The sequence below is a fragment of the Aedoeadaptatus coxii genome (assembly GCF_001553115.1).
GTDB classification, from domain to species: Bacteria; Bacillota; Clostridia; order Tissierellales; family Peptoniphilaceae; genus Aedoeadaptatus; species Aedoeadaptatus coxii.
In genome coordinates this window covers 59,695-86,010 of sequence record NZ_KQ960172.1, presented here as the reverse complement: position 1 = coordinate 86,010, position 26,316 = coordinate 59,695, and the positions used below count along the sequence as shown (strand labels likewise).

Here is a 26,316-nt window from a genome sequence, read left to right as displayed (position 1 = left end):
GTGGTTAAAGCGAAAGAGCAAAACGCCGAAGCGGAAAAAGCCTTAAATGAAAAGAAAAAGTCCGGTAAGAATGACATCGATAACCTTCCCAATCTCAATGAGAAAGAGAAAAAAGACTTTAAGAATCAAATCGATCAAGCATCGGACCAAGGTACGGTGGATAAAATTGTAAATGAGGCCAAAGAGAAAAATAAAAAGTCCATGGAAGACGAAGATCTTGCCGATCGCGACGAGGTTACAAAGGCCAAGGAAGAACTTCGAACGTATATGAACTCTATGGATGAAAAAGTTCTCGACAACGTATCTATTGAATTTAAGGGTAATGATAGAAAAGAGGCGAAGGAGGCCGTTCAAAGGGCAAAAGATTTATTAGCAAAAGAAAAGATTACGAAAGATGAATTGAAATTTATCAAAAGTATTCCATATAGAGAAGTCGACGGAAAGAAATCCGGCCTTTTTAGAAAGTATACGAAAAAAGCCCTTGTCAACTATAAGGTGGAAGGGGAAAGAGATCAGATCAATCCTCACAACAACAAGAAATATGTCGCCTTAAAGAATAATGAAATTAAGATTCAGTCGAATTTAAAAGGTGCCGGAAAGTACGGTGAGAATGAGAAAGCTTTCTTTAAGCTGAATTACGTCACGAATGAGCAATATGCGGCCCATAATAACGTAGCTAAGCCGATGGCGGTAAGCTTCCGTTCGGCACGAATTGATGTGGAATCGACTGCGACACCGAAATACGATAAGCAAGAGCTTCCTAAGGATGACTATACGGTGACACCGGAAGATGGCGGCTATAAAATTACTATTCTTAAGCTACCTGAAGGGGTTAAGTATGTGAAGCCCATTGTTTATGTGAAGTTTGCAAATAAGACTTATTTTGAAAATGGAGACATGGTGGCTGTTACTGCAGCTGTAGAACCTAATTCGGAAGATCAAACTCCCGGCGATCAAACTCCGGGCGGTCAAACCCCCGGTGGTCAAACTCCCGGTGGCCAAACCCCGGGCGGTCAAACTCCGGGCGGTCAAACTCCCGGTGATCAAACTCCGGGCGGTCAAACTCCGGGCGGCCAAACCCCCGGTGGTCAAACCCCGGGTGGTCAAACTCCGGGCGGTCAAACTCCGGGCGGTCAAACCCCCGGTGGTCAAACTCCGGGTGGTCAAACTCCGGGCGGCCAAACTCCGGTGATCCCCTCAAAACCGGACGTCAGCCATGAAAGTGGCTCTTCATCGACGGATTCGGGCTATATTTTCCTTGAACCGGTAGCAACGGTTCAAAGAGAATCGAGTAAACCGTCAGAACCTACTAACCAAGCGGAAGCACCTAAAGCAAAACACGGCGCATATATTTACGGATACGGGGATGATTGTTTCCGTCCTAACGGAAAGATCAGCCGTGCAGAAGCGGCTTCTATGATTGCGTATTTGGCCGGATTGGATATGAACCAAAAGGATAAAGCAAACTTTGCGGATACGCCGAGTGCATGGTATAATGCGGCAATCAATGCCATGGTGAAGAATAACTTGATGTTGGCAGATAAGAACGGTAATTTCCGTCCGAATGAGCCGATCACGCGGGCGGAGTTTGCGCGAGCTTTAGCCGGTATTGATAAGAAATCGGATCGCGTAGCATCGTTTACCGATGTGAAAGGCCATGAATTTGAAGACGCTATTAATCAAGCGTTTGGAAACGGCCATATTGTCGGTTATCCCGATGGAACCTTTAGACCCGACGGCGCCATCACAAGGGCAGAGGCCGTTACCATTTTGAATCATTACGATGGACGATCTATGGATAAACAGGATCTGCAAAAGATCAGAATGAACTTTAAGTCCTTTAAGGATGTAGAGGAACGCCACTGGGCTTACGTTCAAATTTTGCTGGCAGCGAATAATTTCCAAGAAATGAAAGATGCCTTAGGAAATAGATAATGATGTAGAGAATCTCCGATCTATCTTGTCTTTTATAAAATGGACACAGTGTTTGCTGTGTCCATTTTCTTTGTTTTATGTAGCCATTAAAAAAGCATCTACTCGAGGGTAGATGCTTTTGCTTTATGATTGTAAGATCGCTTCCTGTATGGCTTTTTTAGCGTCTAAATAGTCTTGTGACGCTAAGAAATCGCTCCGATCACCATCGGGTACGCGGTAGCTGAAGCCGATGGTTTTAAGGGAGGGTGAGAGCACGTGGATGTGATCGCTCATGCGGAGGGCTTCGTCGATGTCATGGGTAATGAAAATGGTGGTGAGGTGGTATTTTTCTTTGATCCCCATATACCAATCCTGCAATTTCATTTTGGTAATGGCATCGAGCCGGGAGAAGGGTTCGTCTAAAAGTACGAGTTCTTTGGAAAATAAGATGGTTCTCAAAAAGGCCGCCCGCTGTGCCATGCCGCCGCTAAGGGCGGAAGGGTATTTCATTTCTGTGCCTTCCAGGCCGAACTCAGAGAAGTATTGCGCGGCTTCTTTCCGCGCGTCTTCTTTGCTCGTGCCTTTTAATCGTAGGGGAAGGGACACATTGTCGATGATTTTCAAGTGCTTTAAGAGCAAATCTTTTTGTAGCATATAGGCCACGTGGCCGGGTTTGGCGGTAATATCTTCATCGAGCAAGGTGACGGTGCCTTTATCGGGGCGATCTAAGCCTGCCAGTATATTAAAGAGCGTGGTTTTTCCGCTGCCGCTTTGCCCTAAGAGGGTGACGATTTTGGAACGTTCCACTTCCAGGTTTAAATCTTTTAAAATGATCTGATCGCCGAAGGAACGGTTAATGTCGGTGGCTTTTAAAAGCACATTATTGGGGCAGGTAGTCATTGCTGAAACCGAAGTTTTCGGGGATCGGTTGGTCGATTAGTTTGTTGTCGGCGAGCCATTTGTAGAATTTATTCCAACGCGCGCCATCGATAACGCCGAAACGATCGGCATCGGCGATGTATTGCTTGGAAAGATATTCTTGGCTCTTTTTAACGAATTCTTTTTTGCCTTCCAGTTCCGGAGCGGATTTCAATAGAATATCGGCGGCTTCTTCCGGATGTTCGGCGGCGTAGGTGTAGCCTTTGCTAATGGCTGCTAAGGCTTTTTTAGCTGTTTCGCTATTGTTTTTCAGGAAGTCGTTATTGGCGACGAGAATGGGGCTGTAGTAATCGAATTCGGGGTGTGAATCGATAAAGGGAATGAAATTGGTTTGTAAGCCTGCGTTTTCAGCAGCGATGCCATCCCATCCGTAGTAAACCCAAACGGAATCTACATTGCTCTTTAAACCGGCGACGATGTCGGTGACGTTGGAGGGAATAAGTTCCACTTTGTCGAAGTTACCGCCGTCGTCGTTAACTAATGTTTTCATCATGCCGAGTTCGATGGGCATGTTCCATGTGGCGTAGCTGTGGCCGGTTAATTTGCCCATTCTGTCGATGCCTTTATCTTTTAAGCTCAACAGACCGGATGTGTTGTGTTGCACGAGGGCAGCTACAGCGGTAACGGGAAGGGGGGTATCTTTTGCCCAGGATGCGGCGATGGTATCTTGGAAGGTTACGGCGAATTCGCCGCCGCCACTGGCGACGAGGCCTTCCGCTCCACCTTCCGGCGGTTGAAGGATTTCAAGATCGATGCCGGCTTCGTCAAAGTAGCCTTTTTCTTTCGCCACATAAATTCCCGTGTGGTTGGTGTTGGGGGTCCAGTCTAAGACGAGACGTACTTTCTGTTTATCGCCGCTTGCAGATTGTTTCGGTGCGCCGCAGGCGGTTAGCATAACGAGTGCCAATAAAATGGGTAGTATTTTTTTCATCATAAACTCCTATCGTTCGGTTTGTTTCCAGGGCATGGCTTTATACTGCAGATAATTGACAAAGGCCATTAGAAGCAAACTGAGCAGTGAAATTAAAAAGATAACGGCGAACATGCGATCGTAACTATAGGCATTTTTCACGCGTGTCATGTAGACACCGAGACCTTGAAAGCCGCCGAGCCATTCGGCAATGACGGCGCCGACGACTGAGTAGGAGGCGGATATTTTTAAGGCGGAGAAAAAGCCTTCCATTGCGTTGGGAAGCTTGACGTAAAAGAAAAGTTCCACATCGCGAGCGCCCATAGCTTTCATAAGGCGAATCTCGTCGGGATCGGCGGACGCAAATCCCTGGTAAAGGTTCACTGCCATGGGGAAGAAGGTTACGATAACGATAAGGACAATTTTCGGCGCCATGCCATAGCCCATCCAGAGGACGAGCAAGGGCGCAATGGCCACTGTCGGCACGGTTTGGGTCAGGATTAGAATCGGATAGAGCGCATCGCGAATGAAAGGGGTACGCTCCATTAAGAAGGCGCAAATGAATCCCGAAAGTATACCGAACAAAAGTCCGAGGGCCGCCTCGAGAAGGGTAATGCGGGAGTGCATCATGAGCTGTGGAAAATCAGCAATGAATGCGCGCACAACGTCTATTGGCGAGGGGAGTAAATAGGCGGGAAGCAAGCCTGATGTGGATAAAATTTGCCACAAAAGGAGTAATAATACAATAAAGAGGCTTCCTCTAAAAACTTTACTGATATTTGCCGATTTTTTCATCGATACTTAAAATAGATTCTTTGCCGTGACTGAGTTTGACATAGCAGTACACGGAGTCGGCGCCTTCTTCCATAACTTTAGCTTCACATTTTCTTAAAAGTTCGATGATCTCGTCCATGGAATCGCCTTCTACTGTCGTTTCAAAAGGTGCGACTACGTAGTGGAGTCCGCTGTCTTGGATCACCTTAATGACTTCATCGACTATACGAACTACTTCTTTTGTGCCGCCTTGACAAACGGGCAAAACTTGAATGGCCATACTAGCTTTCATAATATCTCCTTTCACAAAAAAAGCCGACGCGTTTGCACGCATCGGCTTATTCCTTTTACAGCATTATCTGTACAAGTTCACAGGGTTGAGTTTCACTCTCTCAGCAATGCGCACCCCTATACGCCCTTATTATACCTTATAGGAAGAGAATATGAAAGGATTCTAGACACAGGCATTATAAATGGCACGAATTGCTTTTTCCGCTTCGTTGTCGATGACGCCGACGATAATGTTCATTTCGCTGGCACCTTGAACGATGACGCGGATATTCACTTTAGCATCGGCGAGGGCTTTAAAGATAAGGGCGCTCATACCGATTTTGTTTTTCATGTTGCGGCCGACGACGGTAATCAATGTAATGTTATGATCTACCGTAATGCGATCGGCGTCGGTAAAAGTTTGAAGTTCGGCGATTAATTGATCGGTTTTATTTTTCAAATACTTACTGGCGATTACCAGCGAAATGGAATCGATAGAAGAGGGCATGTGCTCCAGATAAATATCGTTGGCTTCCAAAACGGAAAATACTTTGCGATGGAAACCGAGATCGCGATTCATGCGCAGTTTTTCGAGATTGATTACATCGAAGCCCTTGCGACATGCGATACCTGTAATAGAGCTTTCGTTTTCTTCCAAGGGAACGTCGGCCATAATGCAGGAGCCTTCTTCATCTTTGGCGTTGGTATTTCGAATGACGACGGGAATGTTTTTTTCGATAACGGGGAACATGGCCTCGTCGTGCATGACTTTGGCGCCACTGTAAGAAAGTTCGCGAAGTTCTTCGTAAGAAATATTGCGAATTTTTTTCGGATGGGGCACGATGTTCGGATCCACAGCCAAAAGGCCGGAGACATCGGTCCAGTTTTCGTAAAGATCGGCGTGAACGCCGCGGGCTACGATGGATCCCGAAAGATCGCTGCCGCCGCGGCTGAAGGTGACGATTTTTCCTGAAGGGGTCGCCCCGTAAAAACCGGGAACGACGGTCCGTTCATGTTTTTTCGCCATAGCTTCAATGGCCTTGTAACTTGCCTTTTCATCCCACAAGCCGTTTTCATCGAAGCGAATCACATCTTTGGCGTCGACAAAGTCGTAGCCTAAATAGGCGGCTAAAATTTTGCCGTTTAAATATTCGCCTCTGGAAAGAACGTAACTTTTGCTGACTTTTTCTGCGGAAATAGTATTTAAAATATCGTCAAGTTCTCCCTTTAAGTCAAAATCAATGCCGATCCCTTCGATGATTTCCGTGTAGCGGTCTTCGATCATCTTCATTACTTCTACGGGAGAAAGGTGGTGAACGGCCATATTATATAAAAGAATAAGCAAATCCGTCACTTTTTGGTCGCCGCTTTTATTTTTTCCGGGCGCCGAGGGAATTATGTATTGCCTGTTCGGATCGCTTTCGATAATGTCTTTAACTTTAAAAAATTGTTCACTGCTTGCCAGGGATGAGCCCCCGAATTTACACACTATGGACATAAGTTCCTCCTTTAAATTGTCTTACCCTATTTTAATTTTTTTTACGAAAAAGTACAAGGAAGAATAAAAAAAGAACCGCCGAAGCGGTTCTCGTTTATGCAAAGGTAGATGTTAGGATATTCATAATAATCCAGAAAAGTTTTGCCAGCAAATCGAAGCTGATAAAAATAATTCCGTACCACGCCATAAACTCAAATGTGTTTTTCTTAGGCAAAATGCGTTGCGCCGAGGATACGGCGAGGAAAATAACCCAAGCGTACATAAGAATACTTAAGAGAATATGAGGCGTTACCGAACCCAGTACCGTTCTGCCCATGGCAAAAGAGGAGGGGAGAATGAAGAAAAAGACGGTAACGGGGATTAAATATAAGATCCAGTGGAGCAGATTATCCACTGTACGTGCCTTAAGATCATCTTCGACACAGGTGTTGCGGCGCGCCACATTGTTGGCGAAGTAGAACGTAAACAATGTGAGGAAGACTTTTAAAACGATAAACAACAGTGGTAAGAAGACGATCCGCCGAAAAGCGAAAAAGACGGGAAGGGCACTAATTAAAATGCCGATGCCGAAGAGGCCGCGAAGTCCTTGTTCGCCTTTGGCGAGCACGCGATTGCGCGCCATTTCAAGTTTAGCCGCCGCCTTGCTTACTTCAAAGAGTTCGCCGATTTGATCCATATGGTATTTATCGTGATGATTCGGAGAATCTTTTTTCTCGGAAGTTTCTTTTTGTTTGCCTTGGGAGCGTTTCAAGTCTGTGAGCATATGTTTTAAACTTGCCAGGGGAGAAATGCGAGGCGATTTGGTTTTTTCGTCACTTTCCAACGCCATATCCTGAAGGGCCTCATCGTGAGCATCTTCGGGAATAATGGTTTCCTTCCCGTCTTCATGTCGGGTTAAGTCGATCACCGTCTCATCGGGTTCAACTTTTCCGGAGGGATCATCGCCGGAATGTTTTACCTCGTCAACTCTGTCTATTTCTTTTTCGCCGGAAGCAACAAAAGCTTCGTGGGCAATGGGTTCATCGTCTTTTTTATCTCGGGAGAAGAAAGAGGAGAGCACACCTTTTGGCGTCATTTTTTCCTCATTTTTTTCGTGTTCCTGAGCATCTAAAATTTCGTTGACCTTTTTATTAAGGGTGCTGACCTCGCCGGTTTGAGCGAAGCGATCGTCTTCCACATCTTGTGAAATCCGAAGATTATCGTCTTCGTCAGCAGAGAGGGCAGCTTCTTCATGCTCTAAACGCTCGGCCATGTCGCCGAAGACGGAGTAGGGGTTATCCTCTTCGTCGATAAAGCTCTTCCAAATAGAAGAAAAGCTCTTTTTCTTTTTCGGCTCTTTTTCCGGTACCGCTTCGAAAGCATCCTGCGGAATGACAGTTTCTTTCTTTTTTTGCGAATCTTTTTGCTTCTTAGCTTCGCTTTTTTTAAATTTATCTTCCTGTTTTTTTATACCCGTCAGGGTTTCGTGTTTTTTAATACTTTCTCCGACCTTGGTGTCTACCTTGTTCATGTAGGACTTTATGTATTCACCATTGTCAGGATCGGAGGAATAGGCAACTTTTGTGTCGCCACCTGATCCCTTGGAGCGATCAAAGGTAAGATCAGGGGAGGAATTTTTAAAATTCTTTTCGAAAAGCTTTTTGGCCTCTGCTTGGTTGGCACCACATAAGTGACAAAACTTAGCACCTTCTACAAGCTCTTCGCCACATTGAAAACAATACAATACAAGTCCTCCTTCATCGTCTGTTACCTCTGATTATACCATAAGAGCAGAAGGTTTTAAGAATGGGATCATAAAAAAAGCTCCGGAAGACCGGAGCTTTTTCTAAACCCAATGATCGATTATTTTGCTTCTTCAGCGTTTTTAGCGTTGTCAGCAGCGTTTTTAGCGTTGTCAGCAGCTTTTTCTGCGTTAGCAGCGTTTTGTTGTTTGTTAGCAGCTTCGTTGGTTGCTTTGTTAGCTTCGTTTTGAGCTTCAGCAGCAGCTTTGTTAGCGTTGTTTGCAGCGTTTTCAGCTTCTTCAGCTTTGGGTTGGCAAGCAACAAGGCCGAACATAAGGGTACCTACTGCCATTGCGCTAGCGATTTTCTTTAAGTTTTTCATTTCAAATCCTCCTAAAAGATTCATAACATTGATTTATCTGCATTATAGAATCCGAATGTGAAAGAATGGTGATTATCTTGTTAAAGTTTTCTGGTGAAACGCGAATAAACTATCGTAGAATCATCGTGAAAAGAGAAAGGGGTTTAGGTTATACTAATGGTGGAGGCGATTATGCAAGCTTTATATAGAAGGTATCGACCGCGAACTTTTGACGAAGTCGTCGGCCAGGAAACCACCATTACCGCTTTAAAAAATCAACTATCGGAAGGGCGCGTTCATCACGCGTATTTGTTTTCGGGCACACGGGGCACGGGGAAAACATCTGTGGCGAAAATTTTTGCCCGCGCCGTGAACTGTTTAGATCCTCACGAAGGTAATCCCTGTAATGAATGCGAAGTCTGTCGCGGCATATTAGAGGAAACATTATTCGACGTTATGGAAATCGACGCGGCGAGCAACAATTCCGTGGATGATATTCGTGAAATCAAGGAAAATGTAGCGTATCCACCTGCCCTTGCTAAGAAAAAAGTTTATATTATCGACGAAGTCCATATGTTAAGTAAGGGCGCTTTTAATGCCCTTCTTAAAATTTTAGAGGAGCCGCCGTCTCATGCGCTCTTTATTTTGGCGACGACGGAACCTGAAAAAATTCCTGCCACCATTCTTTCTCGTTCCCAGCGTTTTACATTTTTACGTCTTCGAGACGAGGAAATAGTAGGAGAACTTTCCCGAATACTTGATGAAGAAAAACGGGAGTACACGGAAGATGCTCTTAAAATTATTGCCGCACATAGTGACGGCTCTATGCGCGACAGTCTTTCGATTTTAGATCAAATCATTTCCCTTTCAGGAGAAAAAATCGACGGGGAGATGGTGCGAAAAAGTTTGGGTCTTACGGAACACGAGGGGATTTTTAGAATGGTTGACGGCATTTTATCTCGCGATCCGAGACCGGTCATGGATGCAATCGATCAAAGTTACCGTAACGGACGGAATTTTCAACTGTTACTAGACGGGCTCATTACCTATTTCAGAGATCTTTTATTTTATCGCTATGCCGAGGAAGTACCGGGGCAATTGACTGAAGATGAAGCCCGCACTTTTACGGAACAGGCCAATGCAGTGGAAGAATCTCTGGCTTTTCGTACTATCGATCTTTTGCAAAAGGGAAGAGAGAGTTTTAAGTACACGCCCAATCAAAAGATCGTTATGGAACTTCTCCTTTTAAAGGCCCTTCGTTTAGAGGATGCCGACATTTCGGAGCCGCCGGTGCGCGATGAAAAGCCGAAGAGAAAAGCACCCGTCTTAAAAGGAAAAGCATCACCTCTTAAGGAAACGGAGAAAAAGCCGGTGAAGCCTGCGGAAAATTCCGTAGATGAAAAGGGGTCGCCTTCTCCCGCTTTGAGGGAGGAAGAGGATCATGCTATAATGAAGGATGATCAAATCGACGATTCCACGTGGCAACAATACGTACAATCGGTGCAGGCGAAAAGCGTGGCCTGCGGTGCGCTGTTGAAAGATGTTGCCGGCATTTCCGCCGAAAATAAGGCGCTGTTTATTCGCTATGCCCCTTCTTTTGCATTTCATTTGAAGATGCTTAAATCGGAGGTTAATTTTAAGATCTTAGAAGAGGCGGCGCGTGACGTTTTAGGCGATGAGTGGTCGGTAGTAGTTGAAGATATGAAGGCGGAAGACGATCCCGTATTGGAATCGATGAAGCGAGTGTTTAAAGATACACCTATTGAACTGGAATAAGGAGGCATTATGGCTAAAGGATTCCCCAACATGGGCGGAAAAAACATGAACAATATGATGAAACAAGTCCAAAAGCTGCAAAAAGATATGGAAAAAATGCAGGCGGATTTGGACAAACAAGAATTTGAATCTTCTGCCGGCGGCGGCGTCGTTACGGCGAAAGTGAACGGCAAGCAAGAGCTTATCGATTTAACCATCGATCCCGACGTCCTTGATCCGGACGACGTGGAAACGCTTGAAGACTTAATTCTCGTGGCCATTCAAGGCGCCATGAATGCGGCAAAGGAAAAAACGGAAGGCGAAATGTCGCGCTTGACGGGCGGTTTGAATATTCCGGGGATGTTTTAATGATGGATCGACCTCTGGAAGAGCTTATTTATCGCCTTTCCAGACTTCCCGGCATCGGTACGAAAACGGCGAGGCGACTCAGCTACTTTATTTTAGAATCGGACGAAGACGAAGTAAAAAAATTGGCAGAGGCCATTATAGATGCTCGCGAGCATATTTCGGAATGTAGTATTTGCCACGATTATACCGATCGCGATCCCTGTCCTATTTGCAGAAGCGATAGGAGAGATCACTCCGTGGTGTGCGTGGTGCAACGTCCCCAGGATGTTCAAGTCATGGAGCAGACGGGTAAATACAACGGATTGTATCACGTGTTACACGGCGTCATCGTGCCCGAGCGGGGGATTCTTCCAACCGATCTCAGGATTAAAGAACTTCTGGAGCGCTTGAAAAACGAGGACATCAAGGAAGTGATTCTCGCCACAAACCCGACGAAAGACGGCGACACCACGGCTCGCTACATTGCGAAGATGCTTTCCAATGTAGAGGGCATTCGCGTCTCCCGCATCGCCCACGGCATTCCCGTCGGCGGCGATTTGGAATACTACGATAATTTAACGGTGGCGACGGCTTTACAACATCGCACGGATTTTAAAGAGCAATAAAAAACTCGACGGTAACACGTCGAGCTTTTTGCTTATTTAACGAAATTTGTAAAGTCTTTGGTAATGTCCACATGACCCATTAAGGTATCGGCAGGTTTGCCGTTGACTGTAAAGGATACGGATTTAATACCGTCTACGGAGAGCAAACTGTTGACGATGGAGGAGACGAGCACGTCTTCTTCCAACGAACCGCCGTGTACATCGCCGGAGATATCGACGATAGCCTTCGATCCGTCTAAAGTGGATTTCGAGTAATCGAATTTATCGAGGCCGGTAGAATCGGCACCTTTGGCTTTGGGGGAAGCGGCGAGGGCATCTAAAACCTTGACGACGACTTTTTCCTTGTCGCTTTCGATTTCCGTTTTTTGTGTTACGGTTTTATTTTCTTCATTGCCGTTAACAATATAATCTTCTGAAGGGTACACGAGGCTTACTTTATACGTTTTAGCTTCGTCTTTTTTTGCGTTTTCCTTATTGGAATTTTCTTTTCCTTCCTTGTCTTTGGCGTCGGCATTATTTTTTGCTTCCTGATTTAATTCATTGGAAGTTTTTTGTGTTTCCACAACTTCGACAGGTTTGTTTCCTCCATCTTCCGCTTTGGCGCCTTTGGCACATGCCGTGGCAAATAGGCAGAGAGAAAGAGAAAGTCCTATGAGTGTTATTTTCTTCGTTGTATTCATATGAGCCTCCTTGTAGATCTTTAGTATTCTTATTTTACCATAGGATGAGGAAATGAACGTAACGACTCTATGACATTACAATTTTCATTACTTTGTTTATACTTTTACCCGAAAGTTTAAGAACTCCATAAATTTTATAAAAAGAATGTGCGAGTCTATTGATAGGGCCATTTTATTTTTATAAATTGAGATTAAGAAGCGAATAGTCTTTGTATGACATGAAGGGTTACAGAAAATAGGAAAAGCTGTGGAAAATCGGCGGAGGTAAAAGGATGAAGATTTTGATTTTAACATCGAAATGTGGCATGGGACATTTTCAATGTGCCAAGGCGATCTGTGAACGTATGGAAATAGGAGATCTTTCGTCTGTATTGGATAGTGTGGAGATCGTCGATATTTACGAGGTGAAATCGGAAAAGCGGGCAAAATATTTTTATAAAGCATATAATCTATTGGTTGATAAAGGAAATAAGCTTTATAACTTGTCTTACAAAGCCATTCGTAAGCAAACGGACAATCAATTGTTGTTGCGGCTGATTGACTCTATGCTTGTGGAAGATTTTGACGGTTTGATTCAAAGCAGGAAGCCGGATGTTGTCATTTCTACATATTCGTTTGCCTCGGAACTTATGGCGGATTTTAAGGAGCGAACGGGTTCGTTGATTCCCTTAATTACCTGGATTACGGATGTAAATCCACACGAGGGTTGGGTCAATCCTTATACGGATCACTACATTGTTGCCGATAGGGTAACCAAGAGAGCGTTAGTAACATTCGGTGTATCGGAAGCAAAGATCAACATCGGCGGCATTCCCGTTTCTCAATCCTTTAATCTCCCAATGGGAAAAAGAGAACACTCAAAAAAGCGTATTTTAATGGTAGGCGGTGGCCTGGGGCTGTTGCCTAAGAAGAAATCTTTCTACAGAAAGCTTTCTTCTGAAAAAGACGTGGAACTTACAGTAGTAACGGGGAAAAATAGACAACTCTACCACATGTTGACGAAGCATTTTCCTCATATTCGCGCATTGGGTTATGTCCACAATATGAATGAACTTATGCAGGAGGCGGATTTAATTTTGACGAAAGCAGGCGGCATGACGACTTTTGAGGCCATTCAAAGCGAGAAGCCCATGATCATCTTCAGACCGTTTTTGGAACAGGAGATTCATAATGCAGAATATGTCGCCTCTATGGAAATGGGGTACATTTTGTCGTCGAGAGTGGAAGGATCCAAGTTTGATGTACCTTTTATCGTGAGTATTTTAAAAAATGAGCTTTTGCTGGAGCGGATGCGGTCGAATGTAAAACGGGTTAAAAACGCTATCGACGACCAAGTGTTGGATCACATTCTAATGGAGCGGTGTGTCAATTTATGATAACTATAATTTTGATTTTATTGGTTATGTGGAGTATTTACAGTCTCTTTCCCACAATTTATTATAAGTATTGTAGGCGGCCATCCCGTGAAGGAGGCCGTTTAAAGTTTACATTTGACGATGGACCCCATCCGGAATTTACGGAGAAAGTTCGATGTATTTTAGATGAGGAAAAAGAAAAAGCCATCTTTTTTGTCGTAGGGGAAAAAGCCAAGCGATATTCCGAGATTCTTCAAAACTTGAAAGAATCCGAACACATTATCGGTTTGCACTGTTATCATCACAGCCATCCCATTACCTGGGGACCGATTAAAACCTACAGGGATATGAGCCGGGCAAAAGATACTTTGGAAAAATTGGGCATAAACCCTAAATACTACCGACCGCCTCATGGATGGGTGAACTTGTCTATGCTCTATTGGGTGGCGAAGTGGAATATGAAGCTGGTTTTATGGCGGTTTCTTCCCGGCGATTGGAACGAGGGGATGAGCTCCGATGTTCTGTTTGAAAAGATAAAGGCGGCTTCTAAAGAGGGCGGCATCATTTGCTTACATGACGCGAATCATGCCCTGGGCAGCCTGTCTCTTGCACCGGAGCACACGATAGAGGCTCTGAAGATGTATTTTGAATCGAGGTGACTATGAAGCCGGAAGGAGAAAAGGAATACAGTTTTTCAGGCAAGCGAAGCAATCTTTTGTTTATTGTTCTCATTATCGGTCTGACGTTGGCATATGCAATAGATTTCGGGGAGATTAAACAGCTTCCGTCCATTTATATGCAAGTAAATAAAATTTATGTAGCGGCGGCCATGGCGACCATGCTTTTATTTTTTTGTTGTCAAAGTATAATTGTCAACCGATTACTTCACGCTTTTGGCTATGCGCCCACTCAGCGGCAAACCTATCGCTATACATTGATTGATTACTATTTCTCATCGATCACTCCCGGCGCATCGGGCGGCCAACCTTCGGAGATTTTTTTTATGCGACGAGACGGCATACCCATTGGCGTAAGTTCTCTCGTGATGCTCATTTTTAACGGACTTTATCACTTGGGCGTTATAATCGTAATCGCCTTTTCTTCCTTTGGTTATTTGCACCAAATTTTGGGAAAGCAGCCTCTTTATTATGGTTTGTTTATGTTCGGTATGACGGTGCAAGTGTTGCTTGTCGTCGCTTTTTTCTTTTTGATTTTCTCAAAGCATATGGTATTTCGTTTGGCGGGAGTTGTTGTCGCTATTATCGGGCGTTTTAGCGAGAAGAAGGCGAGAAGCATCGAAGCAAAGATTAAGCGTGTTTTACAAGAGTACCGAACGGGAGCAAAGTGGCTTCGTCAAAATGTAGGTGTGGTTATTCGACTGATTCCCGTCGCCGTAATCCATATTTTTCTCTACTACACGATGACCTTTTGGATTAGCCGTGCATTTGGCATTCACTACGGAACGCTTAGAGAACTTGTTGCATATCAAGGTGTTTTTACGATGACCTTTGAGTCCTTACCCTTACCCGGAGGTGTGGGACTTGCCGAAGCGGGCTTTTTAAAATTGTTCCAACCGATTTACGGGCCACATTTTTTGACGGCGGCCATGCTTTTAACTCGCGGCGTGACGTATTATAATTTCTTGATTCTCGGTGGAACAGTAACATTTTATTCCAATAGGAAAAGACGTAGTTTAATGAAAAATAGTGAGAACAAAAGGTAGATATGAAAATGAATCCGTTACCTCTACAGGGATTATTTTTAATAGTAAGCTCAATGAATTACAAGATCTTTGGAAACAGTGAGTGAGCGGACTAAAAATGGATATAAATAGAAGTACAACGAATGGAGGAAAAGAGTGAAAAAAGATTTTAATAAACCGATGTTTTTATATTATGCCATCGGTATTATATTTGTTTTTCTGGTTTCTTTTATGCTCATGCCTAAAATGCGAAAAAGTCCGGCAACCATAAAAGAAGTCAGCTACAATGAATTTTTAGCTCAAGTAGATGAGAAGAAAGTAAAAGAGGCTCACATTGCCGACAAGCAAGTGGCCTTCACCATTAAGGGCGACGATAAAACTCGTTACGAAACGGCGCGTTTCCCCGACGAAAGCCTCGTCAATCGGCTTTACGAAAACGGCGTCGACTTCGATAGGGAATACCCCAGTGAAATGAGCCCGATCATTCAAAGTTTGGTTAGCTTCGCTTTAATGGTCATCGTCATGGTGGTAGTGGGTCAATTGTTTATTCGCAGCATGACGAAATCCATGGGTAAAGGCGGCGTCGGCCCCATGAGTTTCGGGAAGAGCAATGCGAAAATTTACGATCAAAGCGTCGACGGCATTACCTTCGCCAATGTGGCGGGACAGGACGAGGCGAAAGACGATCTCTCGGAAATCGTAGATTTCTTACACGATCCCGATAAGTACACGGAAATCGGCGCCAAGCTTCCCAAAGGTGCGCTCCTCGTAGGGCCTCCGGGAACGGGGAAAACTCTACTGGCAAAAGCTGTCGCCGGGGAAGCGAAAGTACCGTTTTTCTCAATTTCCGGTTCGGAATTTGTGGAAATGTTCGTAGGTCTCGGGGCGGCAAAAGTTCGCGATCTTTTCGAACAGGCAAAAGATAAAGCACCTTGCATCGTCTTTATCGACGAAATCGACACCATCGGTAAAAAACGTGACGGCGCAGGCTTTTCCGGTAACGACGAACGTGAACAAACGCTGAATCAATTGCTCGCGGAAATGGACGGCTTTGAAGGCAATGGCGGCGTCGTGATTTTAGCGGCTACGAACCGCCCGGAATCTTTGGATCCGGCGCTCTTGCGTCCCGGTCGTTTTGACAGACGCATTCCCGTAGAACTCCCCGATCTCGCCGGTCGCGAGGCGATTTTAAAAGTGCACGCTAAAGATGTAAAGGCGGAAGCGGATATTGATTACAATGCCGTGGCTCGCGCGACAGCCGGGGCCAGCGGCGCCGATCTCGCCAATATGATCAACGAGGCGGCTCTCCGTGCCGTTCGCCATAATCGCCGACGTATGAGCGAGGAAGACCTTATGGAGAGCGTGGAAGTAGTCATTGCCGGTCACCAAAAGAAAAATACGGTGATCAGCACGAGGGAAAAAGAAATTATCGCCTACCACGAAGTGGGCCACGCCCTCGTCGCCGCGCTTCAAAAAGAATCGGCGCCCGTGCATAAAATCACGATTATTCCTCGCACCAGCGGCGCTTTGGGTTACACCATGCAGGTTGACGAGGAAGAAAAATTTCTCATGAGCCAAGAGGAGGCTTTTAATAAAATCGTCACCTTTACCGGTGGTCGTGCGGCGGAAGAATTAATTTTTAACACGCGCACAACGGGAGCTTCCAACGATATTGAACAGGCAACTAAAATTGCCCGCGCCATGATTACGCGCTACGGCATGAGCGATGAATTCGGCTTTGTTTCCATGGAAACATTAACCAATCGCTACCTCGGCGGCGATACTACTTTATCAGTATCCGATCGCCGCGCCTTCGACATCGATTTGGCGGTGAACGAGATTATTACAAGAGCTCAGAAAAAGAGCCACGAGATTTTGTCGGAAAATATCGACAGTCTCCACGCTATTTCCCATTATCTTTTGAAAAAGGAAACTATTACCGGCGTGGAATTTATGGATATTCTAAATAAAAATACAGGTCGTCATTTCCCGGGCGGCAGCGATTCCGTCGATCAAGAAGAGCAGGAAAAAGCGCATGAAGCTTCAGCGGAAACGTCAAAGCCTGCAGACGAGGGGAATGAACAAACCATTCTCCATGCGGAAAATACCGAAAAGGATATTAAGGACGATCCGTTTAAGAAAGAATAAGAAAGTTCGGCTTCGGCCGACTTTTTTATTAATACTTAGCCCATAGGAAAGGGTGATCTTATGACCTTTGGCGATAAAATAAAAATACTGCGCACGGAAAAAGGCTGGATTCAACAGGAGCTTGCCGATGCCCTCGGCGTTAGCGTGCGAACGATTAAAAACTACGAATTAGGCGACAGCTATCCGAAAAATCGGCTGATTTATAAAAAGCTTGCGGATATTTTCGATGTGGAAGTCAACGAACTTCTCGTCGAAAATGAGGAGTTTAAAATGCCGGAGAAGTCCGATCCGTCGTATAGTGATTACCACGCCCTAAAGCATTCGCTGAACCAAATGAAACTGGTATTTCGCTCGGAAAAAATCAAGCAGAAAGATAAAGATGACCTAGTGCGCAAATTATGGGATTTATACTGGGACAATAAAAAATAAATAGCGGTTGCCGAAAACAGGCAGCCGCTATTTTATGGAAAACAAAAAGGAGAGGAAAAACCTCTCCTTTTTCATTATATGGTGCACCTTCAGGGACTCGAACCCTGGGCCCACTGATTAAGAGTCAGTTGCTCTACCAACTGAGCTAAAGGTGCAGACCTCGATAACAGAAAATATTATAACGCGTATGGGGAAGATTGTCCAGTGTTTATTTTAATTTTTCACAGCGAATAGTGCCGCGACGTATTGGTCAGAATTTGGGTGTAGCGAGCATTTAAACGAAAGCTCCCTTTATGATAGAATGGAAGAATCGAATAAAAGGAGTTTTTTTATGACGACTAAACAGAAGCGAACCGTTGCAGGCATCAAAGGTTTCGCCTTGTGCTTAATATTATTTTACATGGCATTTAGCCAGATTTTTGTAGGAGGGCATTTGGGCTATCAATTGCTTTTTGCCTTATCCGGCTATTTGACCTTCGATCTGTACATTAAAAAGAGAATTTACCCCGGCCCTTTTTTTGTGGAAAAAGTGCGTGCCCTTTGGCCCGAACTCATCGGTATGGTCACCATTACCACCGCCGTCTACGCCATCTTTTTTTCAAAAGATCTTCCATTGGTACGGGGCCAGGCTCTTTCCGCCGTGTTTTTTGTCAACAATCTCTTTCAAGGCTTTCACGGCCATCCCTTAAGCATCCACCAACCATCGCCCTTTGGGCATTTATGGTTTATCTCCCTGTTAATGCAATGTTATTTCATCTTTGCCCTGGTGATTATGGGGAAGAAGACCAAACAAAAAATCATCTCCGTAGCCTTTATATTAACGGCTCTTTCCGTCGTTTCGGCTCTTTTGCTCGGTTTATACGGCGGATTGGATTTATCGGAATCCCGAATTTTTTATATGCCCGACAGTAGACTGTTCAGCTTTTTTATCCCCGTGCCCGTCGCGGCTTACGGCGTATTTTCTAAAAAAGAATTGCGGATTGAAACCCGTGAAATCGGCATGCTGGGCATTATGATTTTATTCGTTATTTTCGTCCTGTTCATGCCGGAAGAAAATTTGGCTTATTTCGGCGGATTAGTGTTTTCGGGAATTTTGTTGAGCATCTTTCTCTTCTTACTTTTCCGCGGCGAAACAACATTTGAAAGTGTCTTTCACTTTCCGCTCTTTACGTTTATAGGCGATCGATCCTACTCCTTTTATCTCTACAGTATGCCCGTGTTTTTCTTTATGCGTAAGCTGGCGGAGCGGACGGGATTAAATGTCACTGTGGCCACATGGATCGGCCTCGTTCTGCTCCTCTTTGTGGGTCAGGCTTCCTATTACTTTTTCAAAAAGCGCCAAATGGTGAAGAACAAAGTATTGCTCGCCATGTGCGGTATTTTAGGAATAATACTCGCACTAAGCTTCTACAGCCAGTCGACTGAAATCATGAAGTCTACGAAAAAAGAAAAGCAAGTCGTCAAGACCGTAGAAAGCGAAACGGCGAAGAAAAAAGAGGAAGCGTCCATTACGGAAAAATTCAAGCCCTCCGATGAATTAGCGGCCGCCATCGAGCAGGTAAACGCTCAACAGCCAAAGTATAAATTGACAAACGACGATCTCGGAAAACTTCAAAACGTAGAGGGTATCCTCTTAGGAGATAGCGCTGCTCGAGCTGCCAGAGAATCCTACCTGAAGCTAATGCCTTCCCTTCGAATCCACGGCGATTCCAATTTAACCCCTGCTTGGTATGTAGAGCAGGTTCAGGATTATCACGGCGAAGGGCCTGTTATTTTACAATTGGGGAACGACATCAAATTAGACTATAATAATGTGAAGACAATTGTGGAAGCAGGCGACGGCAAGCCTATTTACTTTATATCCGTCGTAACGCCCAATGATTTTGAAGAGAATAATAATAAAATTCTCCATCAAATCGCCGACCATTACAAAAACGTCAACATCGTCGATTGGTACAAAGAGGCGAAAGTACAATCGGATTTCTTCGACCAAGAAGGTCAGATGAACCAACCTGCCACGCGGCTGATGGCCCATATGCTCGGCCACAGCTTGCTTTACAACAAGCCGACGGCGACAAACGGCGGTGACGAGGATACCAAGGAATCGAAGAGCAAGACGACCACCGAATCGAACCTCAGCTTAGGCGAGAATGACCGAGGAAGCGGTATTAAAGAACCAAAATAGAAAGGAATTGCTATGGAAAAAATAAAAAGTTACTGGAAATTACCCGATGTTCAAAAGGACATAGCGGCATTTTCAGAAGATTATAAAACATTTTTGGATCGTTCCAAAACCGAACGTATGGCAGTTGCGGAAATAATGCGCATCGCAGAAAAAGCCGGTTATAACAATCTGGACGACGTGGAGAAATTGGGAAGAGGCGACCGCGTATACGTCAACAATAAAGGCAAATCCATTATGCTCTTCGACATCGGGGAGAATCCGGAAAAGGGCATGGCCATTATTGCAAGCCACATCGATTCCCCTCGTTTGGACGTTAAACCTAATCCCCTTTACGAAGAAAACAATGTAGCCCTTTTAAAGACTCACTATTACGGCGGCATTAAAAAATACCAATGGACTGCCATTCCTCTCGCCATTCACGGCGTGATGTTTAGAAAAGACGGTACAAAAGTGGACGTCCATGTGGGAAGCGATCCGGAAGATCCTATTTTTACGATTACCGACCTCTTGCCCCATTTGAGCAAATCACAAAACAGTAAAACCTTGGCCGAGGGTATTATCGGTGAAAAATTAAATGTTCTCGTGGGTCACAAGCCCGGGGAAGTGAACGTAAAAGAAGCGCTTCTCGCTCTTCTTAAGGAAAAATACGGCATCGAAGAAGATGATTTTACCGTTTCCGAACTGGAAGTTGTACCCGCCTTTTCCGCTCGCGATTTAGGATTTGATCGCAGCATGATCGCAGGCTACGGGCAAGACGACCGCGTTTGTTCCTACGCATCTTTGCGCGCCTTTGTCGACGGGAAAGACCGCGAGAAAACTTGCGTCGCTATTTTTGCCGATAAAGAAGAGATCGGCTCCGTAGGAAACACTTCCATGAGCGCCAATTACTTTAAAAATGCTCTCGGTGAAGTGCTTCATGCCATGGGAAACGATGATCACCTTGCCATTAATCGCGCCCTTGCTAACAGCTATGTGCTTTCCGCCGATGTAACGGCGGCCATGGATCCGAATTATCCGGAGGTTATGGACAAATTAAATGCCGCTCAATTAGGCGAAGGAGTGTGCATGATGAAATACACCGGCGCCAGAGGAAAGAGCGGAACGAGTGATGCCAATGCGGAATTTTTAGCCGCACTTCGCAAGAAATTCGACGAAGACGGCGTGATATGGCAAGTTGGAGAAATGGGTAAAGTCGACGAAGGCGGCGGCGGAACCGTAGCCTACATCCTCGCCGAAACGGGGGCGGAAGTTGTCGACCTCGGCACGGCACTATTCTCCATGCATGCACCCTATGAAGTAGCGTCTAAAGCGGACATTTACTCCACTTATAAAGCATATGCCAGCTTTCTTACAATGAAATAAAGGTTTACAATTGGACGAAGACTATGTTATACTAGCGTAGTCTTCACGAGCCGGAGTGATGGAATTGGCAGACGTACTGGACTCAAAATCCAGCGGTGGCAACACCGTGCGGGTTCAAGTCCCGCCTTCGGCACCAGACAATTTCAAATGGTTTCGAATGATCTCGAAACCGCTTATTTAAGCCATTCGCAATTTCCACTAATGCGAATGGTTTTTATTTGTGCTCAAATAATCTCAAAAGGTTGCACACTGGTTGCACACTTGCTATATAGCAATTCATTCATCGTTGATTCTTTTTGCCAGTTAGATAGATTTTATATGATTCCATCTAGCATACTGACAGCGGATTTTTTAGGATCGTCTAAAACTGTGACATAAATTTCAGTAGTTCTAATGTCCTCATGTCCTAATAAAAGTTGTATAGTACGAATTGGCACCCCTTGCTCATAAAGGCGTGTAGCGTAACTGTGGCGCAGTTCATGAAAAGTAAAAGGGGGAAGCCCTATTTTTTCACAAATAGCCTTAACTCGTCTAGCAGGACGTTTCTTCTCGATGTAATTACCATTCTCATCACAAAAAATCAAATTGCGGTCGATGAAATTATTATCGGGATCATTAGCCATTCTTTTGTTGATTTGCATTTGCTTTTTAAAAATTAGAAGAGTCGCATCGGTAATAGGAACTTCTCTATTACTTTTTTCACTCTTTGGAATGGTAATTTCCTTTTTCCATTTACGATGACCGTCACTTGTTATGTGAGGAATATTTCTATACTGCTTATTGTAATGAACAATTTTTCCGATAAGATCGTCTCGAGAAAGAGCTGTAATTTCTCCTAAGCGTCCTCCAGTTGCAAGAGCACAGTAGATAAAATTATCTAAATAGTAATCATTGTCCAAATGTTTGACAAAAATTTTTTGCTGCGATGCACTCATTGGCATAGAGCGATTAGGGGGAGTTTTTCTTCGTTTTTCAATTTCCACAAACTTCATGGGATTTTTGTAAATGTCTTCAACTTTCTCTGCATAGTTAAGACAATACCTGACAATATCGTAAGATTTTTGAACGGTTGTGACGGGGTAGTTTATGGAAAGTTCATTGAAGTGTTGTTGCAAGTTGGTTACATTCAAGTTTTCCATTTTTATTTTCCCTAGCTTCGAATCCTTTATGCGTAGTCGATACTCTGATTCATAAGTTTCGAAACTCGAAGCAGCTATCTTATTTTGCTTATGGTTGAAAATCCAGTCCTTGAAATAATCTGCAAAGGGCTTCTTAGAAGGCTCTATGAATAGATTTTTATCTACAAGAACTTGCATCTCTCTTAACTTTTTCACGACTTCTTGTCTTTCAAAGCTACCAAGTGTTTTGCGAATAGGCTTGCCATCAAGTTCATAGCCTACGACAGCGGCACCTCTATAATAAGTGCGACCATTCCGGATCTCAGTCCAGATACTACCTTCACCGTTCGCTCTTTTTGTTTTTTTCATAATGTCACCTCATATCTAAGAAAGTAAAGTCTTACAAATCTTGATATAGGCACTTTCGCATGATAAGATAAATGTGTCACCAGTATCTTCATGCGAAGGTGCTTGCCTCCAGTCAATCGACTGGGGGCTTTTTTATTTACTTACTATAAATCAGTTATATCTTACTTAATTTGTAAACTGCTTTACCAATAATTGAAATGTTTGAGTGATGATCAAAAAGCATAGGTTTATACCTGGGGTTTTCTGCTCGAAGTTCAACTACGTCATTTCCATGTTTGTATACCTTTTTCAATGTCGTAGAATCATCGATAAGAACGGCAGCGATTTCACCATTTTCAACGTCAGGTTGTTGCCTGATAAAAACAATATCGCCATCAAAAATATAAGAAAGTACCATAGAGTCTCCAGAGACCCTGAGACAAAAATCGGCGTTGATTTTTTTATCCAGGCTAATGTATTCCTCTATATTTTCCTGAGCAAGAATGGGAACACCGGCTGCGATGGTTCCAACTAAAGGATACTGCTTAGTAGAAACGGGCTGTATTAAATCCTTAGACGGCGTATTAGATATTTTAGGATTCAATGATGCTTCATATGCGTTTCGTACACTAGATTTACCATACAAATAGTTCATATCGACATTAAAATAATCAGCAATCTTTTCAAAAGTTTCTTTATTTGGCACACGCTCTTTCCTTTCATAATTACTGATTGTTTGACGTGTCAAGTTTAGTTCCTCTGCCAACTCTTCTTGATTCATACCTTTTTCTTTGCGAAGTTCCTTTAAAATATCGCTAAAATCTTTGTTCATGTTGTCCTCCTGTCTATAATTAAAACAAAGCGTTGACAAAAAGTCAAGAAAAACTCAACAAGTTGTTGACAAATATAAGAAGCAAGCCTATAATGCAATCAAAGCAACAATGCGTTGCGAGAAGGGAGAAAAATATGACATTAGGTGAAAGTTTAAAAAGTTTGAGAACCCAAAAAAAAGTATCTCTGGAACAAGTCGCCGAGGACCTAGGATTAACAAGACAGGCTATTTATAACTATGAAGCGGATATGAGAGTTCCGAGAGATGAAATTAAAATTAAGCTAGCTAATTATTATGGAGTTAGCATTGAAGAACTTTTTTTTAAAGATAAAGCAACAAAATGTTGCTAAAATGTTTTCTAGTAAAAATAGATCTAGCTTTTAGCGAACACCTCTGCCTCGTTCAATAACTATTTTTTAGGTTAGCAATGAGAAGTTATGAGCAACATATTAATTCTTAGATTAGAAGGGAGAAGGAAATGACTGCACAAATGCTATTAAATGATGAGCTGTTTATTGTTCGACAGCAGTTAGAAAATATAGAAAATTTACTTGCTGAAAATAATAAGTATGGCTTGTCGGTAAAAGAGGCTGCTCGTTATAGCGGTATAGGCAGAACTCAACTCTACCGACTCATGGAAAGCGGAGAGATTGATTACAAACAAGTAACTCCTCAAAAAAGAATCATCACGAAAAAAGCACTAATTGATTATTTAGAAAGATAGTGTCGCTATGGCTATGAATGTTACTTCACAAGAAAGAGCGAATCATATTCGTCTGAAACTTATTAGCGTCATCTTTGCTATTGACCTAGCCCTAAAAAATAGCCGATGTAACTGGAACGAAAATATCAAGACAAGTCTGAGAGAGACGAGAGAAAAATGCCAGGAAACTTTAAAAGAACTGGAGGAAGTCATATGAAGGCATATTGTTTAAATGACTTATTAAATTGGGATTTAATCGACTATGGCGATGTGGTTATAGAGAACCTAATCCTCGACGATTCGATCGACAAGATCAAAGTGCCTGGAGAACCTAAAACATGGTTTTATACAGATGATGAAGAGGTTTACAGATGGTATGGAAAATACGCTTATTCTTTAGCGACGATCAATGACGCTATCGAGTATGGATTACTCTCAAAAAAAGAATTTAGAAACTGGAGAGTATCACACTACAAAAAGCCCGATGATTTAATTTCTTTTGCGGACGACTTAGAAAAGTCTTTCATATTTTAGAAAGGAGGTTCTGTATATGAAGCATACTAGCTTATCAATAAGGAACAAATGGAGCCTATTATGAAAAGCAGCCTTAAACAATTACTTTTAGGTTGGTCAGGATTTATTGCTATTAACCGTAGAGTGTTGAAAGTTTTAGGCTTAGATAGAGCCTATCTGCTTAGCATTCTTGCGGAAGGAGAAGAAATGTTTTCTAAAAAGGGCGATAACGAAGGTTGGTTTTACCAAACGGTCAGCTCAATTGAAAATATGTCGGGATTCTCGCAATCGAAGCAATACAGGCTACTCAAAGAATTTGAAGATATGGGAATACTTTCAATCAAGTTCGATGGATTTCCACAAAGGAGATATTTGAAACTCCACTATGACGTTATTGAAAAAATAATTTTTGAAGAGAATGAGCAAGCTCCAGATGATCCAGTACCAAAGAATGAAGAAGTCAAAATGAATGAACAAGGTCTTCAAAATGACTGCTCAGAGGATTCATACAGTCAAAATGAATTACCAGATCAGTCAAACGGAATGACCAGATCAGTCAGACTGAATTACCAGATCAGTCAAACGGAATGACCAAATCAGTCAAAAAGACTGCTTTATATAATAAAGAAAGTAGAGATAAAGAAAGTATTAATCTAAAACATAGTATAAATAACCCCTATAAAGAAACCGCCGGGGAAAATCAAAAAATTAATTCAGTCGAAAAAAACGAAGAATCAGATGACAACGAAATTACGAATCTTGTATTTTTCTTTACTACAAATGCTGAACTTCAAGAAACGCTATTTAATTTTATTGCCTATCGAAAAGAATTAGGTGCAGCCGTAACACCTTCTGTGTTGCCATTTTTCTTGGAAGAATTAAAGACTATCACATCGAGTGAAAAAGAAATGATCGCTGTTCTAAAGCAGTCTATGGTGAACGGATGGAAAAGAATTTTACCTGTTCATCAGCAGAATCACGTAAGCAATCCACCTAAGACGGTTGTCGATGAGGTGGCGGATTTTTATGAGTGGCGTGGAGGTGTGGTATGACAATTAGCAATGATGATAGGGCAGTTGCCGAGTGTTTAAGTGTGTTAAAAGCGGCTTATCCGCAATATAAGTTTTTAACAGATCACGCCATGATGGAATTATGGCATCGAAAACTATCAGTACTGGATTCTGAAAAAAGAAGACTCGCTATTGAATTTTGGATTAATACCGAGAGGTTTCCGCCGGCAATTAGCGACATTTATGAGTTGTGCAGTCCTAAATCTTTGCCGAATAAAGATTGGTCTGAGGCGTGGCAAATAGTCCAGAGAGCAATACAACGGTTTGGTGCTTCTCGTGAAATTGAAGCTATGAAGTGGCTACAATCTGAAGATCCTATGACGGCAGAAGCAGCTCGAAGATTAGGATTTCAAAATTGCTGTTTATCGCAAAATATAGCTCAAGAAAGAGCAAATTTTAGAATGATCTACCAAAGCATGGAAGAAAAACAAGAGGCAGACGAACGCTTTATGCGTTTACCAGTCGGATTGCGCTATGGCGAAAGGAGCGAGGACATTGCCAAACTTGATATTAACGAAAGAACAATTGAGTCAGTATCACTGTTTAAAGCGGGAGATTAAATTATTATCGGAACGTTTGAGCAGGCTTGACGATGAAGTAACCGATACTGTCATAGGTTCGAACAGCTCTTTTCCGTTTCAAAAAATGCATATAACTATCCGAGGTAAAGAAACACAGACTGATTATACAACTGCTCTGAGGAAGCTTTTAACTCAAAGATTAAATAAATCAATAGAGTCTCTTTATAAAATCGA

At 43.3% G+C, this 26,316-nt stretch carries 27 protein-coding genes and 2 tRNA genes; 18 read left to right on the top strand and 11 right to left on the bottom strand.

What is annotated here, in order from left to right:
• Nucleotides 1-1,935, top strand: a 1,935-nt coding sequence (locus HMPREF1863_RS09215) for an S-layer homology domain-containing protein (RefSeq protein WP_083508494.1), incomplete at its 5' end; no start/stop codon positions are given.
• Nucleotides 1,936-2,058: 123 nt separating this feature from the next.
• Here the strand turns inward: HMPREF1863_RS09215 and HMPREF1863_RS03160 are convergent.
• From HMPREF1863_RS03160 to HMPREF1863_RS03130, 7 genes are all read right to left on the bottom strand, one after another.
• Nucleotides 2,059-2,814, bottom strand: a complete 756-nt coding sequence (locus HMPREF1863_RS03160) for an ABC transporter ATP-binding protein (RefSeq protein ID WP_068367295.1) — start codon at nucleotides 2,812-2,814, stop codon at nucleotides 2,059-2,061.
• On the bottom strand, nucleotides 2,795-3,784 hold the full coding sequence (locus HMPREF1863_RS03155) for an ABC transporter substrate-binding protein (protein ID WP_083508493.1): 990 nt from the start codon (nucleotides 3,782-3,784) through the stop codon (nucleotides 2,795-2,797). Before HMPREF1863_RS03155 ends, HMPREF1863_RS03160 begins: the two co-directional genes overlap by 20 nt.
• Before the next feature lie 9 nt (nucleotides 3,785-3,793).
• On the bottom strand, nucleotides 3,794-4,558 hold the full coding sequence (locus HMPREF1863_RS03150; protein WP_068367291.1) for an ABC transporter permease: 765 nt from the start codon (nucleotides 4,556-4,558) through the stop codon (nucleotides 3,794-3,796).
• Complete coding sequence (locus tag HMPREF1863_RS03145; RefSeq protein ID WP_068367581.1) at nucleotides 4,533-4,829, bottom strand: thiamine-binding protein; 297 nt, start codon at nucleotides 4,827-4,829, stop codon at nucleotides 4,533-4,535. The genes HMPREF1863_RS03150 and HMPREF1863_RS03145 overlap by 26 nt, the downstream gene beginning before the upstream one ends.
• Before the next feature lie 162 nt (nucleotides 4,830-4,991).
• Nucleotides 4,992-6,305 carry an aspartate kinase gene (locus tag HMPREF1863_RS03140; RefSeq protein WP_068367289.1) on the bottom strand — a complete coding sequence of 438 codons (1,314 nt, stop codon included), beginning with the start codon at nucleotides 6,303-6,305 and terminating at the stop codon, nucleotides 4,992-4,994.
• A 94-nt stretch (nucleotides 6,306-6,399) separates the two neighbouring features.
• Nucleotides 6,400-8,028: a zinc ribbon domain-containing protein gene (locus HMPREF1863_RS03135; RefSeq protein ID WP_068367287.1), complete on the bottom strand. Its 1,629-nt coding sequence runs from the start codon at nucleotides 8,026-8,028 to the stop codon at nucleotides 6,400-6,402.
• Between the two features lie 119 nt (nucleotides 8,029-8,147).
• Nucleotides 8,148-8,408, bottom strand: coding sequence for a hypothetical protein (locus tag HMPREF1863_RS03130; protein ID WP_068367285.1), 261 nt, complete (start codon nucleotides 8,406-8,408; stop codon nucleotides 8,148-8,150).
• Nucleotides 8,409-8,579: 171 nt separating this feature from the next.
• Here HMPREF1863_RS03130 and dnaX point away from each other — a divergent pair, with 171 nt between their 5' ends.
• Genes dnaX through recR form a run of 3 tightly spaced genes read left to right on the top strand, consistent with a single transcriptional unit; the run spans nucleotide 8,580 to nucleotide 11,116 of the window.
• A complete protein-coding gene (gene dnaX, locus HMPREF1863_RS03125) occupies nucleotides 8,580-10,163 on the top strand; it encodes a DNA polymerase III subunit gamma/tau (protein WP_068367283.1) in 1,584 nt (527 codons plus the stop codon).
• A gap of 9 nt (nucleotides 10,164-10,172) precedes the next feature.
• Nucleotides 10,173-10,511: a YbaB/EbfC family nucleoid-associated protein gene (locus HMPREF1863_RS03120; RefSeq protein WP_068367281.1), complete on the top strand. Its 339-nt coding sequence runs from the start codon at nucleotides 10,173-10,175 to the stop codon at nucleotides 10,509-10,511.
• Nucleotides 10,511-11,116 carry a recombination mediator RecR gene (recR, locus tag HMPREF1863_RS03115; protein WP_068367279.1) on the top strand — a complete coding sequence of 202 codons (606 nt, stop codon included), beginning with the start codon at nucleotides 10,511-10,513 and terminating at the stop codon, nucleotides 11,114-11,116. The genes HMPREF1863_RS03120 and recR overlap by 1 nt, the downstream gene beginning before the upstream one ends.
• Before the next feature lie 32 nt (nucleotides 11,117-11,148).
• On the opposite strand, the gene HMPREF1863_RS03110 is transcribed toward recR, so the two are convergent.
• Nucleotides 11,149-11,796, bottom strand: coding sequence for a GerMN domain-containing protein (locus tag HMPREF1863_RS03110; RefSeq protein ID WP_068367277.1), 648 nt, complete (start codon nucleotides 11,794-11,796; stop codon nucleotides 11,149-11,151).
• A gap of 272 nt (nucleotides 11,797-12,068) precedes the next feature.
• Here HMPREF1863_RS03110 and HMPREF1863_RS03105 point away from each other — a divergent pair, with 272 nt between their 5' ends.
• The 5 genes from HMPREF1863_RS03105 to HMPREF1863_RS03085 all read left to right on the top strand — a co-directional run bounded on the left by HMPREF1863_RS03105 (nucleotide 12,069) and on the right by HMPREF1863_RS03085 (nucleotide 17,430).
• Nucleotides 12,069-13,172 (top strand): MGDG synthase family glycosyltransferase, encoded by a 1,104-nt coding sequence (locus HMPREF1863_RS03105; protein ID WP_068367275.1) that lies wholly within the window; start codon nucleotides 12,069-12,071, stop codon nucleotides 13,170-13,172.
• Entirely contained in the window at nucleotides 13,169-13,810 is a 642-nt protein-coding gene (locus tag HMPREF1863_RS03100; protein WP_068367273.1) for a polysaccharide deacetylase family protein, read from the top strand. Before HMPREF1863_RS03105 ends, HMPREF1863_RS03100 begins: the two co-directional genes overlap by 4 nt.
• Before the next feature lie 2 nt (nucleotides 13,811-13,812).
• Nucleotides 13,813-14,874, top strand: coding sequence for a lysylphosphatidylglycerol synthase transmembrane domain-containing protein (locus HMPREF1863_RS03095; RefSeq protein ID WP_068367270.1), 1,062 nt, complete (start codon nucleotides 13,813-13,815; stop codon nucleotides 14,872-14,874).
• Nucleotides 14,875-15,033: 159 nt separating this feature from the next.
• Nucleotides 15,034-17,001: an ATP-dependent zinc metalloprotease FtsH gene (gene ftsH / locus HMPREF1863_RS03090; RefSeq protein WP_083508505.1), complete on the top strand. Its 1,968-nt coding sequence runs from the start codon at nucleotides 15,034-15,036 to the stop codon at nucleotides 16,999-17,001.
• A gap of 60 nt (nucleotides 17,002-17,061) precedes the next feature.
• A complete protein-coding gene (locus tag HMPREF1863_RS03085; protein ID WP_068367268.1) occupies nucleotides 17,062-17,430 on the top strand; it encodes a helix-turn-helix domain-containing protein in 369 nt (122 codons plus the stop codon).
• 79 nt (nucleotides 17,431-17,509) lie between these two features.
• Here the strand turns inward: HMPREF1863_RS03085 and HMPREF1863_RS03080 are convergent.
• Nucleotides 17,510-17,585, bottom strand: a tRNA-Lys gene (locus HMPREF1863_RS03080).
• 176 nt (nucleotides 17,586-17,761) lie between these two features.
• Here HMPREF1863_RS03080 and HMPREF1863_RS03075 point away from each other — a divergent pair.
• The 3 genes from HMPREF1863_RS03075 to HMPREF1863_RS03065 all read left to right on the top strand — a co-directional run bounded on the left by HMPREF1863_RS03075 (nucleotide 17,762) and on the right by HMPREF1863_RS03065 (nucleotide 21,113).
• Nucleotides 17,762-19,615: an acyltransferase family protein gene (locus HMPREF1863_RS03075; protein WP_068367266.1), complete on the top strand. Its 1,854-nt coding sequence runs from the start codon at nucleotides 17,762-17,764 to the stop codon at nucleotides 19,613-19,615.
• 12 nt (nucleotides 19,616-19,627) lie between these two features.
• Complete coding sequence (locus HMPREF1863_RS03070) at nucleotides 19,628-20,977, top strand: aminopeptidase (RefSeq protein WP_068367264.1); 1,350 nt, start codon at nucleotides 19,628-19,630, stop codon at nucleotides 20,975-20,977.
• A gap of 49 nt (nucleotides 20,978-21,026) precedes the next feature.
• A tRNA-Leu gene (locus tag HMPREF1863_RS03065) sits at nucleotides 21,027-21,113 on the top strand.
• Nucleotides 21,114-21,291: 178 nt separating this feature from the next.
• Here the strand turns inward: HMPREF1863_RS03065 and HMPREF1863_RS03060 are convergent.
• Both HMPREF1863_RS03060 and HMPREF1863_RS03055 read right to left on the bottom strand, forming a co-directional pair.
• On the bottom strand, nucleotides 21,292-22,464 hold the full coding sequence (locus tag HMPREF1863_RS03060) for a tyrosine-type recombinase/integrase (RefSeq protein WP_068367262.1): 1,173 nt from the start codon (nucleotides 22,462-22,464) through the stop codon (nucleotides 21,292-21,294).
• 154 nt (nucleotides 22,465-22,618) lie between these two features.
• Complete coding sequence (locus tag HMPREF1863_RS03055) at nucleotides 22,619-23,275, bottom strand: LexA family protein (protein WP_068367260.1); 657 nt, start codon at nucleotides 23,273-23,275, stop codon at nucleotides 22,619-22,621.
• A 134-nt stretch (nucleotides 23,276-23,409) separates the two neighbouring features.
• On the opposite strand from HMPREF1863_RS03055, the gene HMPREF1863_RS03050 reads away from it, so the two are divergent.
• The 6 genes from HMPREF1863_RS03050 to HMPREF1863_RS03020 all read left to right on the top strand — a co-directional run bounded on the left by HMPREF1863_RS03050 (nucleotide 23,410) and on the right by HMPREF1863_RS03020 (nucleotide 26,121).
• Nucleotides 23,410-23,625, top strand: coding sequence for a helix-turn-helix transcriptional regulator (locus HMPREF1863_RS03050; protein WP_068367259.1), 216 nt, complete (start codon nucleotides 23,410-23,412; stop codon nucleotides 23,623-23,625).
• Between the two features lie 128 nt (nucleotides 23,626-23,753).
• Nucleotides 23,754-23,999 carry a helix-turn-helix domain-containing protein gene (locus HMPREF1863_RS03045; protein ID WP_068367258.1) on the top strand — a complete coding sequence of 82 codons (246 nt, stop codon included), beginning with the start codon at nucleotides 23,754-23,756 and terminating at the stop codon, nucleotides 23,997-23,999.
• A 192-nt stretch (nucleotides 24,000-24,191) separates the two neighbouring features.
• Entirely contained in the window at nucleotides 24,192-24,512 is a 321-nt protein-coding gene (locus tag HMPREF1863_RS03035) for a hypothetical protein (protein ID WP_068367254.1), read from the top strand.
• Nucleotides 24,513-24,560: 48 nt separating this feature from the next.
• On the top strand, nucleotides 24,561-25,082 hold the full coding sequence (locus HMPREF1863_RS03030) for a hypothetical protein (RefSeq protein WP_198142704.1): 522 nt from the start codon (nucleotides 24,561-24,563) through the stop codon (nucleotides 25,080-25,082).
• Complete coding sequence (locus tag HMPREF1863_RS03025) at nucleotides 25,079-25,543, top strand: hypothetical protein (RefSeq protein ID WP_068367252.1); 465 nt, start codon at nucleotides 25,079-25,081, stop codon at nucleotides 25,541-25,543. The genes HMPREF1863_RS03030 and HMPREF1863_RS03025 overlap by 4 nt, the downstream gene beginning before the upstream one ends.
• Entirely contained in the window at nucleotides 25,540-26,121 is a 582-nt protein-coding gene (locus HMPREF1863_RS03020; protein WP_068367249.1) for a replicative helicase loader/inhibitor, read from the top strand. Before HMPREF1863_RS03025 ends, HMPREF1863_RS03020 begins: the two co-directional genes overlap by 4 nt.
• The last annotated feature ends 195 nt before the right edge of the window (nucleotides 26,122-26,316 follow it).

Excerpts from the sequence above, each read along its gene's own strand:
- HMPREF1863_RS03060 (WP_068367262.1), bottom strand. The coding sequence starts at position 22,464 with ATGAAAAAAACAAAAAGAGCGAACGGTGAAGGTAGTATCTGGACTGAG.
- HMPREF1863_RS03145 (WP_068367581.1), bottom strand. The coding sequence starts at position 4,829 with ATGAAAGCTAGTATGGCCATTCAAGTTTTGCCCGTTTGTCAAGGCGGC.
- HMPREF1863_RS03075 (WP_068367266.1), top strand. The coding sequence starts at position 17,762 with ATGACGACTAAACAGAAGCGAACCGTTGCAGGCATCAAAGGTTTCGCC.
- HMPREF1863_RS03030 (WP_198142704.1), top strand. The coding sequence starts at position 24,561 with ATGGAGCCTATTATGAAAAGCAGCCTTAAACAATTACTTTTAGGTTGG.
- HMPREF1863_RS03160 (WP_068367295.1), bottom strand. The coding sequence starts at position 2,814 with ATGACTACCTGCCCCAATAATGTGCTTTTAAAAGCCACCGACATTAAC.
- HMPREF1863_RS03130 (WP_068367285.1), bottom strand. The coding sequence starts at position 8,408 with ATGAAAAACTTAAAGAAAATCGCTAGCGCAATGGCAGTAGGTACCCTT.
- HMPREF1863_RS03100 (WP_068367273.1), top strand. The coding sequence starts at position 13,169 with ATGATAACTATAATTTTGATTTTATTGGTTATGTGGAGTATTTACAGT.
- HMPREF1863_RS03020 (WP_068367249.1), top strand. The coding sequence starts at position 25,540 with ATGACAATTAGCAATGATGATAGGGCAGTTGCCGAGTGTTTAAGTGTG.
- HMPREF1863_RS03055 (WP_068367260.1), bottom strand. The coding sequence starts at position 23,275 with ATGAACAAAGATTTTAGCGATATTTTAAAGGAACTTCGCAAAGAAAAA.
- HMPREF1863_RS03085 (WP_068367268.1), top strand. The coding sequence starts at position 17,062 with ATGACCTTTGGCGATAAAATAAAAATACTGCGCACGGAAAAAGGCTGG.
- HMPREF1863_RS03025 (WP_068367252.1), top strand. The coding sequence starts at position 25,079 with ATGACCAAATCAGTCAAAAAGACTGCTTTATATAATAAAGAAAGTAGA.
- HMPREF1863_RS03070 (WP_068367264.1), top strand. The coding sequence starts at position 19,628 with ATGGAAAAAATAAAAAGTTACTGGAAATTACCCGATGTTCAAAAGGAC.
- HMPREF1863_RS03045 (WP_068367258.1), top strand. The coding sequence starts at position 23,754 with ATGACTGCACAAATGCTATTAAATGATGAGCTGTTTATTGTTCGACAG.
- HMPREF1863_RS03035 (WP_068367254.1), top strand. The coding sequence starts at position 24,192 with ATGAAGGCATATTGTTTAAATGACTTATTAAATTGGGATTTAATCGAC.
- HMPREF1863_RS03095 (WP_068367270.1), top strand. The coding sequence starts at position 13,813 with ATGAAGCCGGAAGGAGAAAAGGAATACAGTTTTTCAGGCAAGCGAAGC.
- recR (WP_068367279.1), top strand. The coding sequence starts at position 10,511 with ATGATGGATCGACCTCTGGAAGAGCTTATTTATCGCCTTTCCAGACTT.
- dnaX (WP_068367283.1), top strand. The coding sequence starts at position 8,580 with ATGCAAGCTTTATATAGAAGGTATCGACCGCGAACTTTTGACGAAGTC.
- ftsH (WP_083508505.1), top strand. The coding sequence starts at position 15,034 with ATGTTTTTATATTATGCCATCGGTATTATATTTGTTTTTCTGGTTTCT.
- HMPREF1863_RS03110 (WP_068367277.1), bottom strand. The coding sequence starts at position 11,796 with ATGAATACAACGAAGAAAATAACACTCATAGGACTTTCTCTTTCTCTC.
- HMPREF1863_RS03050 (WP_068367259.1), top strand. The coding sequence starts at position 23,410 with ATGACATTAGGTGAAAGTTTAAAAAGTTTGAGAACCCAAAAAAAAGTA.
- HMPREF1863_RS03155 (WP_083508493.1), bottom strand. The coding sequence starts at position 3,784 with ATGAAAAAAATACTACCCATTTTATTGGCACTCGTTATGCTAACCGCC.
- HMPREF1863_RS03150 (WP_068367291.1), bottom strand. The coding sequence starts at position 4,558 with ATGAAAAAATCGGCAAATATCAGTAAAGTTTTTAGAGGAAGCCTCTTT.
- HMPREF1863_RS03120 (WP_068367281.1), top strand. The coding sequence starts at position 10,173 with ATGGCTAAAGGATTCCCCAACATGGGCGGAAAAAACATGAACAATATG.
- HMPREF1863_RS03140 (WP_068367289.1), bottom strand. The coding sequence starts at position 6,305 with ATGTCCATAGTGTGTAAATTCGGGGGCTCATCCCTGGCAAGCAGTGAA.
- HMPREF1863_RS03105 (WP_068367275.1), top strand. The coding sequence starts at position 12,069 with ATGAAGATTTTGATTTTAACATCGAAATGTGGCATGGGACATTTTCAA.